The sequence below is a fragment of the Mesorhizobium loti CJ3sym genome, assembly GCF_000472785.1.
Lineage (GTDB): Bacteria > Pseudomonadota > Alphaproteobacteria > Rhizobiales > Rhizobiaceae > Mesorhizobium > Mesorhizobium loti_E.
This window is the reverse complement of record NZ_AXAL01000027.1, coordinates 75,981-88,609: the sequence shown is the minus strand read 5'-3', so window position 1 is coordinate 88,609 and position 12,629 is coordinate 75,981. Positions and strand designations below refer to the sequence as shown.

Sequence of the window (12,629 nt, the reverse complement as noted above, 5' to 3'; positions counted from 1 at the left end):
ATTGACGAGGCTCGACGTGGCAAAAAACGAACTTGGCACAAAGCGTGTCGACCCTGAAACGGGCCGGAAATTCTACGACCTGAACAAAGACCCGATCGTCTCGCCCTACACCGGCAAGACCTATCCGCGTTCCTATTTCGAGGACGGCAAGATCGCCGCCATCGAAGAGGAAGAGGAAGTTGCCGAGAAGGAAGTGGACGCCGAGGAAGAGGAAGGCGTCGAGGTCGTGTCGCTCGAAGAGGCCGACGAGGACGTCAAGGGTGACGATCTGCCGGATCTCGGCGACGACGAAGACGATGTCGACCTGGGCGACGACGAGGATGACACCTTCCTTGCCGACGAAGAGGAAGAAGACGACGATGTCGCCGACATGATCGGCGTTGGCGACGACGACGACGAGGTCTGATCGGCCTTTGGCGAAAGGCGTTTGCCGGCTTTCGCGACGTTGCAATAAAAAGCCGGTGTTCAGGCTTGATATCTGGGATAGGCGGGGTTAGAAGCCGCCTGCACTAACGGCGCGGTGTTCCAACCCGCGCTGATCTCTTCGCCGGAAACGGCGCCGGCTGACTGCCGGAAGTGGGGCCATAGCTCAGTTGGGAGAGCGCTTGAATGGCATTCAAGAGGTCGTCGGTTCGATCCCGATTGGCTCCACCAAACAGTCTTCAGCTTTCAGTACTGACGCCCGCCGAAGGTTCTTCTGACCTTGAGCGTCCTTTGAAAAAGACACGGACCTACAGGCAGCCGGCGAATTGTTCGCCGACCGCGCAAGCGCCTCCCCGCCTACTCCGAAGTCCCCGACCAGCTGTTGAAGCGCTCGTTGAGCTCCTCCAGGTGGTCGAGCCAGAAGGCGCGGGCCTCTTCGCTGCCGATATGCAGGCCGGTCTTGAGGTTGTCGCCGGCCGGCAGCAGCGTGATGCGCTCGGGCTTGATGAATTTGTCGGCGCCGTTGATCGTCGTCCCGTATGCGAAGATGTTGGTGAAATCGGCCTGCCGTTTCGGGTCGGACGCATATTTGATGAATTGGTGAGCGAGCTCGATGTAGGGCGACTTGGCGGGAATGGCCCAGGCGTCGACATCATACTGGGTATTTTGCCAGACAATGCCGAAATGCTTGCCCTCGTCCAGCGCCGCGGAAACCCGGCCATTGTAGGCGAGCGCCAAGGCGACGTCGCCTGATGCCAGCCACTCCGTCGGCTGCGCGCCGGCCTTCCACCACTGAATCTGCGGTTTGATCGTGTCGAGCTTGGCGAAGGCGCGGTCGATGCCTTGCGGCGTCGACAGCACCTTGTAGACGTCGGCGGGTGCCACGCCGTCGGCCATCAGGGCAAATTCGAGGTTGATCTTCGGTCCCCGGCGCATGGCGCGCTTGCCTGGCCATTTCTGAAGATTGAAGAAGTCCTGCACCGTTGCCGGGCCCTCTTTCACGCTGTCCTTGTTGTAGGCGATGACGATCGACCAGGCCGTCGTGCCGACACCGCATTGCGAAACCGCGTAGGGCACGAAATCCTTCTTGTCGCCGATCTTCGACCAATCGAGCGGCGCGAAGATGCCTTCCTCGCAGCCGCGCACCAGCTCGGCGGTCTCGACCTGGACGACATCCCAGGGCACGACGCCGGTATCCTGCATCGCCTTGAACGGCGCCCAGCCGCCTTCATAGACGTCGTCGAGAACCTTGATGCCTTTCTCCATGCCGAAGGGCGTGAAGTAGATGTTGCGCTTGGCGTCCTGAACCGCGCCGCCCCAGGCCGTCACGGTGAAATCCCGCGCCTGTGCCAGGCCTTGCTGCGCGATGCTCAGCACGGCTGCCAACAACACACTCCCGACGAAACCCTTCATATCAGATCCCCCATTTCGCGGACCTTCCATGGTCGCCCGCCCCTATCTTGGTAGCGTATGCCGCGCGACGCTGCGTGACGATTTTTGGGAGGATACCCCAAAAATCTGGCGCGTCAGGCCTTGCCCAGACCGCGCAAGGCGTGGCGGCGCAGGATCTCGAACAATCCCAGGAAAATCAGCGTGCAGGCGATCAGCAAGGTGGCGACGGCCACGATCGACGGTTCAAGCTGGTCGCGCAGGCCGGCGAAGAGTTGGCGCGGCAGCGTGAATTGCGCCGGCGAGGCGATGAACAGCGCAACCACCACCTCGTCGAAGGAGGTGATGAAGGCAAAAACCGCGCCCGACAGCACGCCCGGTGCGATGATCGGCAGCGTTATCATGCGGAAGGTGGTGAGTGGCGTTGCGCCGCAACTCCGCGAGGCACGCAGCAACTGGCGGTCGAAGCCATGCAGCGTGGCCATGACGGTGATCACCACGAACGGCGCCCCAAGCACCGCATGCGCCAGGATCAGGCCGGTGAATGTTCCGGCCAGACCAATACGGGCATAGAGGAAATAGACCCCGAGCGCGATGATGATGGGCGGAACGATCAGCGGCGACAGGAAGATGGCGATCACGATCCCGCGCCCGGGAAACCTCGCCAATGCCAGCCCGCAAGCGGCCGTCGTGCCCAGCACCGTGGCGATGATGGTCGCAACACTCGCCACGATCAAACTGTTCCTCAACGCCGTGAGCCAAGGCGACAGCTGCAGCACCTGTTCGTACCAGCGCAGCGACAATCCCGGCAGCGGATAGCTGAGGAATGTGCCCGAGCTGAACGAGATCGGGATGATGGCGACGATTGGCAGGACCAGGAAGGCGCATGCGAGCACCACGAGGATGCGCAAGGCGACGCCGCCCAGCCGCTGCTGCCAGGTGCGGTAAGCACGCGAGGAGGTCATGACCGTGCTCACGGCAGGAAACCGCGTGCGCGAAACAGCCTGGAGAAGGTGAGATAGCTGACCAGTGTCGAGATAAGCAGCAATGTGGCGGCGGCACTGGCCATGCCCCAATTGCCGATCTCCAGCGCGAACTCGGTCACCAGCGAACTCAGCATCTGGTCGCCGGGGCCGCCGACCAGCGCCGGCGTGGTGTAGTAGCCAAGCGACAGGATGAAGACGAGCATCGCGCCGGCGCCGAGCCCGGGCAGCGATTGCGGCAGGTAGACGCTGAGGAAAGCCGACAGCGGCGTGGCGCCTAGCGAACTGGCGGCGCGCATATGCAGCGCGGGAATGGTTCTCATGACGCTGTAGAGCGGCAGCACCAGGAATGGCAGCAGCACATGCACCATCACGACATAGACGCCGAAGCGATCGAAGATGAGTTGCACCGGCTGGTCGACGATCCCAAGCCAGACAAGCAGGCTGTTGACGATGCCGTTCTTCTGCAGCACGACGATCCAGGCGGCCGTTCGCACCAGTACGGAAACCAGGAACGGCAGCAGCACCGAGCCAAGCACCAGGCGCCTGGCGAACGGTCGGCAGTGCGCGGCATAAAAAGCCAGGGGATAGCCGATGGCGACGCACAGCAGCGTGACGACGATGCTCATCCAGAAGGTGCGTGTGAGATAGGTGATGTAGACAGCGCGGTCCGGCGCGACGCTGACGATGCTGCCATCCCATTCCCGTTCGAGATCGAGCACCTGCAGCAGATAGCGCGGCGTAAGCGGCCCGGCGGCCGACTTCATGGCCCGCCATGTGGCGACATCCTCCCAACGCGGATCGACCGCCGCGAAGGCTGCCCTGTAAGGAGGGGGCAACGTTTCGGCTTTGCGCGCGGTCTGCATCACCAGGCTGCGCAAGCCCGGTATCTCCTGATTGAGTCGCGTTGCGATGCCGGCGACCGTTTTTGCCGCGTAGCCTTGCGCCAGATCGGCGGCGAGCGCGGCATAGGTGGTTTCATCGGGCAGGGCATCGCCGCTCCAGTTGGCCAGTGCCGCGGTCGTTCGCGGCAGTGCCGTTTTCATCTCCGTGCTCGAAATCGAAAACAGCAGCGTCGAGGCGATCGGCAGCACGAAGATTGCCAGCATGAAGGCAAGCAGTGGCGTCACCAGCCCGAAGGCGCGCACCTGGCGCCTCCGCTCGGCGCGGCGCAGGCCGGCACGCAGATCGGTCATCGCTGCTGGGCTGGCAGCCGTCATCGCGCCTGCCTTGCATCCAGCACGCGGGCGCTGCCCGCCGCCCAACGCAACGCGACGCGTGCGCCGACCGACAACCGCTCGGGTGCTGCGACCGTCGTCCTTGCCATGATGTCGGCGCAGCCGTCGACCTCGATTTCATAGCGTAGATGATCGCCATGGTAGATCTTCGAGCGCACGGTCGCCGGTATCGCGCCCGTGTCATCCGCCTTCGGCTGGCTGAGAATTGTCTGCTCTGGCCGCACCGCGACGTTGACGCGCATGCCCGGCTTCGCTGCGATCGCATTGGTGGCCTGGACGGTGACGCCGCAGTCGAGTTCAACCATGCAGACGCCCTCGTCCTCGCGCACCGTGCCGGGAAAATTGTTCATCTCGCCGATGAAGTTGGCGACGAAGGAGGAGTTCGGCGTTTCGTAGATCTGTTCAGGCGTTCCGACCTGCAGGATTACGCCCTTGTCCAGCACCGCGATCCTGTCCGACAGGGTCAGCGCCTCCGACTGGTCGTGCGTGACATAGAGAACCGTCACGCCGAGCGCCGCATGAAGATGCTTGATCTCGATCTGCATCTCTTCGCGCAACTGCTTGTCCAGCGCCCCCAGCGGCTCGTCCATCAGGACAATGTCTGGCCTGAAGACGAGCGCGCGGGCAAGCGCCACGCGTTGCTGCTGGCCGCCGGAAAGCTGTGCCGGCAGCCGCTCGCCGAAGCCGTCCAGATGGATCATGCGCAGCGCCTCGTCGACCCGCCGCGCGATCTCGGCCTTGGCCATGCCGCGCTGCAGCAGAGGATAGCCGATATTCCGACGCACGCTCATATGCGGAAACAGCGCATAGCTTTGGAACACGATCCCCATATTGCGCCGGTGGGCCGGGGTGTGGTCGAGCGACCGGCCGTCAAGCAGCAGGTCGCCCTCGGTCGGGTTCTCAAATCCGGCCAGCATCATCAGCAGTGTCGTCTTGCCCGAACCGGAGGGCCCGAGCAGCGTCAGGAATTCGCCGCGCCCGATATCGAGGTTGAGCCTGTCAATGACGTTACCCAGCCCGTCATAGGTCTTGCTGACATCTCGGAATTGGACGATCGGCGCGGCCGCGGCATCGTGGGCCGGCTGTGCCTGGGCATCCTGGGGCGGCCGCTGTCCGGCATCCAAATGGCCGGCAAGGGCCGAAGGCTGCTCGTTCATGATCCCCCTCTGGAACGAAGTCGTTGCGGATGTTGCCGGTCCAGTCCGAAATAGCAAGCTGTTGACCAGCATGCGGTGTCAACTTGCCGGCACGGCGCGTCGGTGCTTATTTGCGCCGGGTTGGGCAGGGGTAAGACGGTGATCAAGCGAATAGATTTGCTAGGGGAGCGTCAGCCCCGATTGGCCAGCTTGAAGGCAAACGCCGAGCTTTCGCTGAAACATCGCATCGTTCTGGCTGTGGCGCGGCTCGTCATCACGCTTCGGCATCCGCTGCTTGTCGCGCGCTTCGCGAGAAAACTCCGCTACCTGCCCAATCCCGCCGCACCGCAGCGGTACAATGAGTGCATGCTTTGGCGCCGGCTGATCGACCACAATCCGCTGTTCGTCACGCTGTCGGACAAGCTTGCCTCGAAGGATTACATCCGAAGCATCTGCCCCGATCTGCCGGTGCCCAGGACGCTGTGGCGGGGCCGCGATCCCAACACGATACCGGCCGCCCTGCTTGCGGGCGATGTCATCGTCAAGGCCAACCATGGCTGCGACATGAACATCGTCGTTTCAGGCGGCCAGCCGGATCGCGCCACCGTTGTGGGTGAGGCGAGGGGGTGGCTTGCCAAACGCCAGGGACGCTACAACAGCGAATGGGGCTATTGGCCGATCGTGCCTGAAATACTGGTCGAGGAGATGCTGCCGCTCGCCGGTGGCGAGATCGCCACCGAAATCAAGGTTCACATGTGCAGCGGTGTCGTCTGTTTTGTCAGGGCCGAGGACAAGAAGCTCCTGATGTCGCGCATGTTCGATCCCGCCGGCAATCCCTTGCCCGGCCGCGACATCGATTATCCCCGGGAGGATCAGGCGCTTCCGGTGACCCCGCGCCTGTCCGAATGCATTCGCCAGGCAGCCGCCATTGCTCCGCGTATCGCCGGCGATCTCGATTATGTCAGGGTCGATTTCCTCGTCACTAGCGAACGGCTGTTCGCCGGTGAGGTCACCGTCTACACGGCGGGTGGTTATTCCACCTGGAGCAATCCCGCCATCATGGCCGGCATCGAGCGGCACTGGCGGCTCGATCAGGCTGATTTCTTGCGCAGGCGGCACACCGGGCTCATCAGACTCTACGCCGAGGCGCTTCTTGCAAAATGTGGGAGGGATGGCAGCGATCCGGTACCGGTTCATCTGGCCGAAAAACAGCCCGTGCAAAGCCTGTCGAGCTAAAGCGCGTCAGGCGCAGCCTTCAGATGTCTTCGGTGAAAGTCTCGACAATGATTTCGAAAGTCCCGATCTGGCGCCACTCGCTGCGGCGGGCGACGACGGTTTCGTCGGAGACCATGGTAATGGAGAATTCGCGGCCGTTGCCGTCGCGGAACTGACTGGCAGGCGCATCCCATTGACAGCAGGAACGTTTGAGCCGGTTCAGTCCTGTGTGCCGGACAAGGTCGGCTTCGGCCGCGGCCGCAAACCGGCCCGCTACATGATAGACCGCCTGAAGCGGCTTTCCTTGCCGGTCAGGCATGGAGCTGCATCCGAGATAGATGACATGGGCGGGCTTTTTGCCCATCTGTGCCAGGAAGTCGCCGCAACCTTGCACCGCCTGTGCCGGCGCCAGCACGGAAACGAGGTCCGCGTGCGCAGGTACGGTGGTGATGCAGGCCATCAGCAATGCTGCGAAAGTTTCTGCTCTCATGGGCGCTGTTGCCGACCTAGTTTCCTGTTTCGATATTGATCTCATAGTCGTCCAGCAGGCTCTGGACGTCTGGATTGCTGGCGTAGGCGCGCTTCAGCCGGGTCAGCTCTGCATCGGTCCCGGTGCAAAGCTCCCGCAACGCCGCGTCGATTTGCGCCCTGCGTTCGGCGTCGGGCGAATCCTCGCCACGGAAGTGATCGCATCCGTCACGGCGGTCTATGAAGGCCCGGACATCGTCGGGCACGGAGGGGCCTGTGCTGCTTGGAGCAGCGCCGAGCGCAGGCCCGCAACTCAAACCGGCGAGGACGAGAAGCACCAGCCCTTTGGCGATCTCGCGTTTGCGGTTCGTCATCTCCGGAAATGCCGTCATTCGCTCTGATCCAGGATTTCCGCAATGGCTGCGCAATATGGCGCGGGCGCCTGTTTGGCCTACGAGTCACCGAATGCTTTGCCGTCGGTAAGACTCGATCCGATCCTCGACACTGCCTTTCAATCAGGAGTCATCGGCATTTCTGTGGCGCGGCTTAGCTTTCGCCAGCCCGTGTCGTGTATCTCGGGTCGACCGCTTGATAGACGATCTCTTGCCGACCGTCGCCGGCATCCACATTGGTTGGATGGCCATCGAAGCCGCTGACCCTGGTCAGCATTGTGCCGTTGCGCCACACCAGCAACAGACCGTGGTCTTCCTCCCAGCCGCAATTGGCTTCCAGATAAATATAGGGATTGTCGTCATCGTCATCGGCGGGCCAGATGCCAAGCTCACTGGGGGTAAACGAACGACCAGATATCCTCCGGCTTTTCGGGCACCCCCATTTCGGCGTCCATCCAGTCCTCGCCACCGACAGCTTCCCGGAAATCGCGGTAGTAGGCATAGACGTGTCGAGTGTCCCCTAGCCGATCGTCGGATGTGAGCATCAGGAAGGCATTGAGGGCGGCGACAACCGGCTGATCGTCCGGGTCGTAGTCGTCATCGGACAATTCGATTTCCATATTATCGAAATAGGGAACCTTGAGCTTCACCTTCTTTCCTCCAACCGAGCGCAGAGATTGCCAGCAATCCGGCAAGGGCGGAAGCCTGTCTCACCATTCCGCGAAGGAGCCGTCCTTGTGGCGCCAGATCGGGTTGCGCCAGCGGTGGCCCTCCTTGGCGCGTTCTTTCACATACTCTTCGTCGATCTCGACGCCGAGACCCGGCCCATCGGGGATGGCGACATAGCCGTCCTCGTAGCGGAAGACGTCCTTGTTGGCGGCATAGTCGAGCAGGTCGTTGGCGGCGTTGTAGTGGATGCCGAGGCTCTGCTCCTGGATGAAGCAGTTGTAGCTGACGGCATCGAGCTGCAGGCAGGCTGCCAGCGCGATCGGCCCGAGCGGGCAATGCGGCGCGACCGCAATGTCATAGGCTTCCGCCATCGCCGCGATCTTGCGGCATTCGGTGATGCCGCCGGCATGTGACAGATCGGGCTGGATGATGTCGACGGCGCCTTGCTCGAACACCGACTTGAAGTCCCAGCGGCTGTAGAGCCGCTCGCCAAGCGCGATCGGCGTCGAGCCGAGCGCGGCGATCTCCTTCAGCGCCTCGCGGTTTTCGCTGAGCACCGGCTCCTCGATGAACATCAGCCGGTAGGGCTCCAACTCCTTGACCAGCATGCGCGCCATTGGCCGGTGCACGCGGCCATGGAAATCGACGGCGATGCCGATATTGGGGCCGACCGCCTCGCGCACCATGGCGACGCGTTCCACTGCGGCATCTATTCTGTCGTGGCTGTCGACGATCTGCAGCTCCTCGGTGCCGTTCATCTTCAGCGCCTGAAAACCCCGCGCGACCACTTCCCTGGCGCCATCAGCCACCTCCGCCGGCCGGTCGCCACCGATCCAGGAATAGACCTTGATCGTATCGCGCAATTTGCCGCCGAGCAGTTCGTGCACGGGAACGCCGAGCGCCTTGCCCTTGATGTCCCAAAGCGCCTGGTCGATGCCAGCAATGGCGCTCATCAGGATCGGCCCGCCACGGTAGAAACCGCCGCGATGCATCACCGTCCAGTGGTCTTCGATCAGCCGAGGGTCCTTGCCGATGAGATAATCGGCCAGTTCCTTGACCGCCGCCTCGACGGTCAGCGCCCGGCCTTCCACCACCGGCTCGCCCCAGCCGGTGACGCCGGCATCGGTCTCGATCTTCAGGAACAGCCAGCGCGGCGGGACGATGTAGGTGGTGAGCGCGGTGATTTTCATGCAGGTCTCAGTTGTTCTTGAGTTTCTTGGCGCTGACGAGGTCACGCGCCGCGAGGTCGAGGATTTTGTTGGCCGCACCGCGCGCGGCCTCGGCGTCCCGCATGCGCAGCGCCTCGACCACCTCGCGATGTGCCGCCACGGCTTCGGCGCGCCGCACGGGCGATATCGTCGCCGTGGCTTCCAGGGAGAATTTGAGCCCGGTGTCGATCAGATTGCCGATCTGGCGGAAGATCGGGTTGTGGCTCGCGGCATAGACGATCTGGTGGAAGACGATGTCGGAGCGCGAGAAGGCGGCGAGATCCTCGCCGGCGTTGGCCATGCCGCGCCATGCCGCTTCGAGATCGGCGATCTCCTGCAGCGTCGCGCGTGTGGCGGCAAGTTCGGCGACCAGCGGTTCGATCGCCCGGCGCGTCTCGAGGATGGCGTCGAACAGCTTGTCGTCAAGCGCATGCGGTGCGTGCCAGGCCAGCACTTGCGGATCGATGATGTTCCAGTTGTCCTGTTCACATATAACCGTGCCGATGCGCGGCCGCGACAGCACAAGCCCCTTGGCGGCCAGCACCTTGAGGGCCTCGCGGATGACGGTGCGGCTGACGCCATATTCGACGCCGAGTTCGTTTTCGGTCGGCAGGGAGGAGCCGGCCGGATAACGTCCGGAAAAGATGTCGGAGGCGATTGCCTTGATCACGTCGGGCATGACGCGCGGTCGGCGGATGGGCGTATCGCCATGTATCTTTTTAGAAGTCTCGGTCACCTCAGCCCTCCTCCAAGGCGGCGAAACCGCCGATCTCGCACAACCCGACCGGCCTTACCGGATGCGGAAGATTTGCGCCAGCGATCCTTGGTCAGAGCATGTATCTTAATTATCATACCAGATCAATTGACTAGTATGATAAAAACAATTAGAGACTCCAGCACCCGGGCCTGAGCGCCCGGCCATCGCTGGGAGGTAATCATGCGACTTTTGAAGACCGCGCTCGTCGCGGGCGCGCTTGCCGTGCTGTCCGTCACGACCATTGCTGCATATGCTCAGGACACCAAGATCGGTTTCATCGTCAAACAGCCCGAGGAGCCTTGGTTCCAGGACGAATGGAAGTTCGCCGACCAGGCCGCCAAGGAAAAGGGTTTTACCCTGGTCAAGATCGGCGCCGAGGACGGTGAGAAGCTGATGTCGGCGATCGACAATCTCGGCGCCCAGGGCGCGCAAGGCTTCATCGTCTGCACGCCGGACGTGAAGCTTGGCCCCGGCATCGTCGCCAAGGCCGCCGCCAACAATCTCAAGGTCATGACCGTCGACGACCGTTTGGTCGGTGCCGATGGCAAGCCGTTGGAAGACGTGCCGCATATGGGCATTTCGGCGACCAAGATCGGCGAGGCCGTCGGCCAGGCGATCGTCGACGAGATGAAGGCGCGTGGCTGGAAGGCCGACGAGGTCGGTGCCATCCGCGTCTCCTACGATCAGCTGCCGACCGCCGTCGACCGTGTCGAAGGCGCCATCTCGGTGCTGAAGGCGAACGGCTTCAAGGCCGAGAACATTTTTGATGCACCGCAGGCCAAGACCGACACGGAGGCTGCCCTCAACGCCGCGACGGTCGTTCTCAACGCCCATGCCGACATCAAGAAGTGGGTCTCCTTCGGTCTCAACGATGAAGCCGTTCTGGGCGCCGTTCGTGCTTCCGAAAGCGTCGGCATTCCCGCCGATAGCGTGATCGGCGTTGGTATCGGTGGCGCGGATTCGGCAATCAACGAGTTCAAGAAGCCGACCGCCACCGGCTTTGTCGGCACGGTGATCATCTCGCCGAAGCGTCACGGCTACGAGACAGCACTCAACATGTACGACTGGGTCGCCAACAACAAGGAGCCGGCGAAGCTGACCCTGACCTCCGGTGCGCTGGCCAAGCGCGACGACTACCAGAAGGTCCGCCAGGGTCTCGGCATCGAATAATCCTCCCTGTACAAACAGGCGGCGGCTCATCCCGCCGCCTGTTTTGCATGGCTCAAGAAGGATCGGCCCGTGTCCTTTCTCGACTTCTCCCGCATCACCAAGGCCTATCCGGGCGTCAAGGCGCTGTCGGGCGTCTCCTTCGGCGTCGACAAGGGCGCCGTGCATGGCCTGATGGGCGAGAACGGCGCCGGCAAATCCACCCTGATCAAGATCCTGTCGGGCGACCAGCATGCCGATGACGGCGAAATCCGCATCGACGGCAAGGTCCAGGCCTATTCATCGACCCGCGATGCCTTCGACAATGGCGTCATCGTCATCCACCAGGAACTGCAACTCGTCCCCGAACTGACCGTTGCCGAAAACCTCAGCCTCGGCCGTTTTCCCGCCCGTGCCGGCATCATCGCCGGCCGCCAGATGCTGGAAGACGTCGGCGCCAAGTTGAAATCGGCCGGCATCGACATCGACATCAGCCGCAAGGTCAAGACGCTCTCCATCGGCGAGCGCCAGATGGTCGAGATCGCCAAGGCGATCATGCTCGACGCGCGCGTCATCGCACTGGACGAACCGACCTCGTCGCTGTCGTCGCGCGAAAGCGAAATCCTGTTTGCGCTCATCGATCGCCTGCGCGGCGAGGGCAAGGTCATCATCTATGTCTCGCATCGACTGGACGAGGTGTTCCGCCTCTGCGACAGCCTGACGGTGCTGCGCGACGGCAAGCTCGCGGCGCATCACACATCGCTGAAAGGCGTCACCCGTGACCAGGTCGTCGCCGAAATGGTCGGCCGCGAAATCTCCGACATCTGGGGTTTTCGCCCGCGCAAGGCGGGCGATATCAGACTGAAGGCCGAAGGCCTGTCCGGAGCAAAGTTGAAGACGCCGGCCAGCTTCGAGGCGAGGGCCGGCGAGATCGTCGGCTTCTTCGGCCTGATCGGTGCCGGGCGCTCCGAACTGATGCGGCTGGTGTTCGGGGCCGACCCGCGCTTCGGCGGCTCCGTTACTGTCGATGGCAAGCTGGTCCACGCCGCCGATCCGCATGACACGATCCGGGCGGGCATCGTGCTGTGTTCGGAAGACCGCAAGCATGACGGCATCATCCAGGGCCGCTCGATTGAGGAGAACATCAACATCTCCTCGCGGCGCCACCACACCAGCTTCGGCGTCCTGAACCGCGCCAGCGAGATCGCCACGGCGGAAACCTTCATCAAGAAGCTCAAGGTGCGCACGCCGTCGCGAAAACAGGACATCATCAACCTGTCCGGTGGCAACCAGCAGAAGGTCATCCTTGGCCGCTGGCTGTCGGAACAGGGCGTGCGAGTGCTCATCATCGACGAGCCGACACGCGGCATCGATGTCGGCGCCAAAGCGGAAATTTACGAACTGCTCTACCAGCTTGCCGAAGATGGCATGGCGATCGTCGTCGTCTCGTCCGAATTGCCGGAGGTGATGGGCATCTGCGATCGCATCCTGGTGATGTGCGGCGGCCGCGTCAGCGCCGAATTCTCGCGGGACCAGTTTGCCGAAAAGGCGATCCTGGCCGCCGCTCTTCCTGACACCAAAACCCCCGACGCGATCGCATCCTGA

General features: G+C 62.7%; 14 protein-coding genes and 1 tRNA gene. 5 read left to right on the top strand and 10 right to left on the bottom strand.

Annotated features, from left to right (window positions below):
* Positions 1–16: 16 nt before the first annotated feature.
* Together A3A9_RS0129700 and A3A9_RS0129695 are read left to right on the top strand one after the other, a co-directional pair.
* Positions 17–406 (top strand): TIGR02300 family protein, encoded by a 390-nt coding sequence (locus A3A9_RS0129700; protein WP_027032688.1) that lies wholly within the window; start codon positions 17–19, stop codon positions 404–406.
* A gap of 172 nt (positions 407–578) precedes the next feature.
* A tRNA-Ala gene (locus A3A9_RS0129695) sits at positions 579–654 on the top strand.
* A gap of 126 nt (positions 655–780) precedes the next feature.
* On the opposite strand, the gene A3A9_RS0129690 is transcribed toward A3A9_RS0129695, so the two are convergent.
* The 4 genes from A3A9_RS0129690 to A3A9_RS0129675 all read right to left on the bottom strand — a co-directional run bounded on the left by A3A9_RS0129690 (position 781) and on the right by A3A9_RS0129675 (position 5,190).
* Entirely contained in the window at positions 781–1,836 is a 1,056-nt protein-coding gene (locus tag A3A9_RS0129690; protein ID WP_027061880.1) for an ABC transporter substrate-binding protein, read from the bottom strand.
* Positions 1,837–1,949: 113 nt separating this feature from the next.
* The gene (locus A3A9_RS0129685) at positions 1,950–2,777 is read right to left on the bottom strand and encodes an ABC transporter permease (RefSeq protein ID WP_027061879.1); all 828 of its coding nucleotides are present in this window, start codon (positions 2,775–2,777) and stop codon (positions 1,950–1,952) included.
* 8 nt (positions 2,778–2,785) lie between these two features.
* Positions 2,786–4,015 (bottom strand): ABC transporter permease, encoded by a 1,230-nt coding sequence (locus tag A3A9_RS0129680; RefSeq protein WP_027061878.1) that lies wholly within the window; start codon positions 4,013–4,015, stop codon positions 2,786–2,788.
* On the bottom strand, positions 4,012–5,190 hold the full coding sequence (locus A3A9_RS0129675; protein WP_082222276.1) for an ABC transporter ATP-binding protein: 1,179 nt from the start codon (positions 5,188–5,190) through the stop codon (positions 4,012–4,014). The genes A3A9_RS0129680 and A3A9_RS0129675 overlap by 4 nt, the downstream gene beginning before the upstream one ends.
* 180 nt (positions 5,191–5,370) lie before the next feature.
* Between A3A9_RS0129675 and A3A9_RS41930 the strand changes: the two genes are divergently transcribed.
* On the top strand, positions 5,371–6,405 hold the full coding sequence (locus tag A3A9_RS41930) for an ATP-grasp fold amidoligase family protein (protein ID WP_051371253.1): 1,035 nt from the start codon (positions 5,371–5,373) through the stop codon (positions 6,403–6,405).
* 19 nt (positions 6,406–6,424) lie between these two features.
* Here A3A9_RS41930 and A3A9_RS0129665 read toward each other — a convergent pair whose 3' ends face one another.
* The 6 genes from A3A9_RS0129665 to A3A9_RS0129645 all read right to left on the bottom strand — a co-directional run bounded on the left by A3A9_RS0129665 (position 6,425) and on the right by A3A9_RS0129645 (position 9,800).
* Positions 6,425–6,844 carry a DUF4952 domain-containing protein gene (locus A3A9_RS0129665; protein WP_033838868.1) on the bottom strand — a complete coding sequence of 140 codons (420 nt, stop codon included), beginning with the start codon at positions 6,842–6,844 and terminating at the stop codon, positions 6,425–6,427.
* A 46-nt stretch (positions 6,845–6,890) separates the two neighbouring features.
* Positions 6,891–7,244, bottom strand: coding sequence for a hypothetical protein (locus tag A3A9_RS41925; protein ID WP_051371248.1), 354 nt, complete (start codon positions 7,242–7,244; stop codon positions 6,891–6,893).
* Between the two features lie 154 nt (positions 7,245–7,398).
* On the bottom strand, positions 7,399–7,746 hold the full coding sequence (locus A3A9_RS46555; RefSeq protein ID WP_430515901.1) for a DUF6985 domain-containing protein: 348 nt from the start codon (positions 7,744–7,746) through the stop codon (positions 7,399–7,401).
* Entirely contained in the window at positions 7,634–7,894 is a 261-nt protein-coding gene (locus tag A3A9_RS43080) for a DUF6985 domain-containing protein (protein ID WP_051371247.1), read from the bottom strand. Before A3A9_RS43080 ends, A3A9_RS46555 begins: the two co-directional genes overlap by 113 nt.
* A 60-nt stretch (positions 7,895–7,954) precedes the next feature.
* Positions 7,955–9,103, bottom strand: a complete 1,149-nt coding sequence (gene dgoD / locus A3A9_RS0129650; protein ID WP_027061875.1) for a galactonate dehydratase — start codon at positions 9,101–9,103, stop codon at positions 7,955–7,957.
* A 7-nt stretch (positions 9,104–9,110) separates the two neighbouring features.
* Positions 9,111–9,800, bottom strand: coding sequence for a FadR/GntR family transcriptional regulator (locus A3A9_RS0129645; RefSeq protein WP_161634552.1), 690 nt, complete (start codon positions 9,798–9,800; stop codon positions 9,111–9,113).
* A 258-nt stretch (positions 9,801–10,058) separates the two neighbouring features.
* Between A3A9_RS0129645 and A3A9_RS0129640 the strand changes: the two genes are divergently transcribed.
* Complete coding sequence (locus tag A3A9_RS0129640; protein ID WP_027061873.1) at positions 10,059–11,048, top strand: arabinose ABC transporter substrate-binding protein; 990 nt, start codon at positions 10,059–10,061, stop codon at positions 11,046–11,048.
* 69 nt (positions 11,049–11,117) lie between these two features.
* Positions 11,118–12,629 (top strand): L-arabinose ABC transporter ATP-binding protein AraG, encoded by a 1,512-nt coding sequence (gene araG, locus A3A9_RS0129635; RefSeq protein WP_027061872.1) that lies wholly within the window; start codon positions 11,118–11,120, stop codon positions 12,627–12,629.

Excerpts from the sequence above, each read along its gene's own strand:
- A3A9_RS0129690 (WP_027061880.1), bottom strand. The coding sequence starts at position 1,836 with ATGAAGGGTTTCGTCGGGAGTGTGTTGTTGGCAGCCGTGCTGAGCATC.
- A3A9_RS0129685 (WP_027061879.1), bottom strand. The coding sequence starts at position 2,777 with ATGACCTCCTCGCGTGCTTACCGCACCTGGCAGCAGCGGCTGGGCGGC.
- A3A9_RS0129680 (WP_027061878.1), bottom strand. The coding sequence starts at position 4,015 with ATGACGGCTGCCAGCCCAGCAGCGATGACCGATCTGCGTGCCGGCCTG.
- A3A9_RS0129675 (WP_082222276.1), bottom strand. The coding sequence starts at position 5,190 with ATGAACGAGCAGCCTTCGGCCCTTGCCGGCCATTTGGATGCCGGACAG.
- A3A9_RS0129665 (WP_033838868.1), bottom strand. The coding sequence starts at position 6,844 with ATGGCCTGCATCACCACCGTACCTGCGCACGCGGACCTCGTTTCCGTG.
- A3A9_RS41925 (WP_051371248.1), bottom strand. The coding sequence starts at position 7,244 with ATGACGGCATTTCCGGAGATGACGAACCGCAAACGCGAGATCGCCAAA.
- A3A9_RS46555 (WP_430515901.1), bottom strand. The coding sequence starts at position 7,746 with ATGCCTACTACCGCGATTTCCGGGAAGCTGTCGGTGGCGAGGACTGGA.
- dgoD (WP_027061875.1), bottom strand. The coding sequence starts at position 9,103 with ATGAAAATCACCGCGCTCACCACCTACATCGTCCCGCCGCGCTGGCTG.
- A3A9_RS0129645 (WP_161634552.1), bottom strand. The coding sequence starts at position 9,800 with ATGCCCGACGTGATCAAGGCAATCGCCTCCGACATCTTTTCCGGACGT.
- A3A9_RS0129640 (WP_027061873.1), top strand. The coding sequence starts at position 10,059 with ATGCGACTTTTGAAGACCGCGCTCGTCGCGGGCGCGCTTGCCGTGCTG.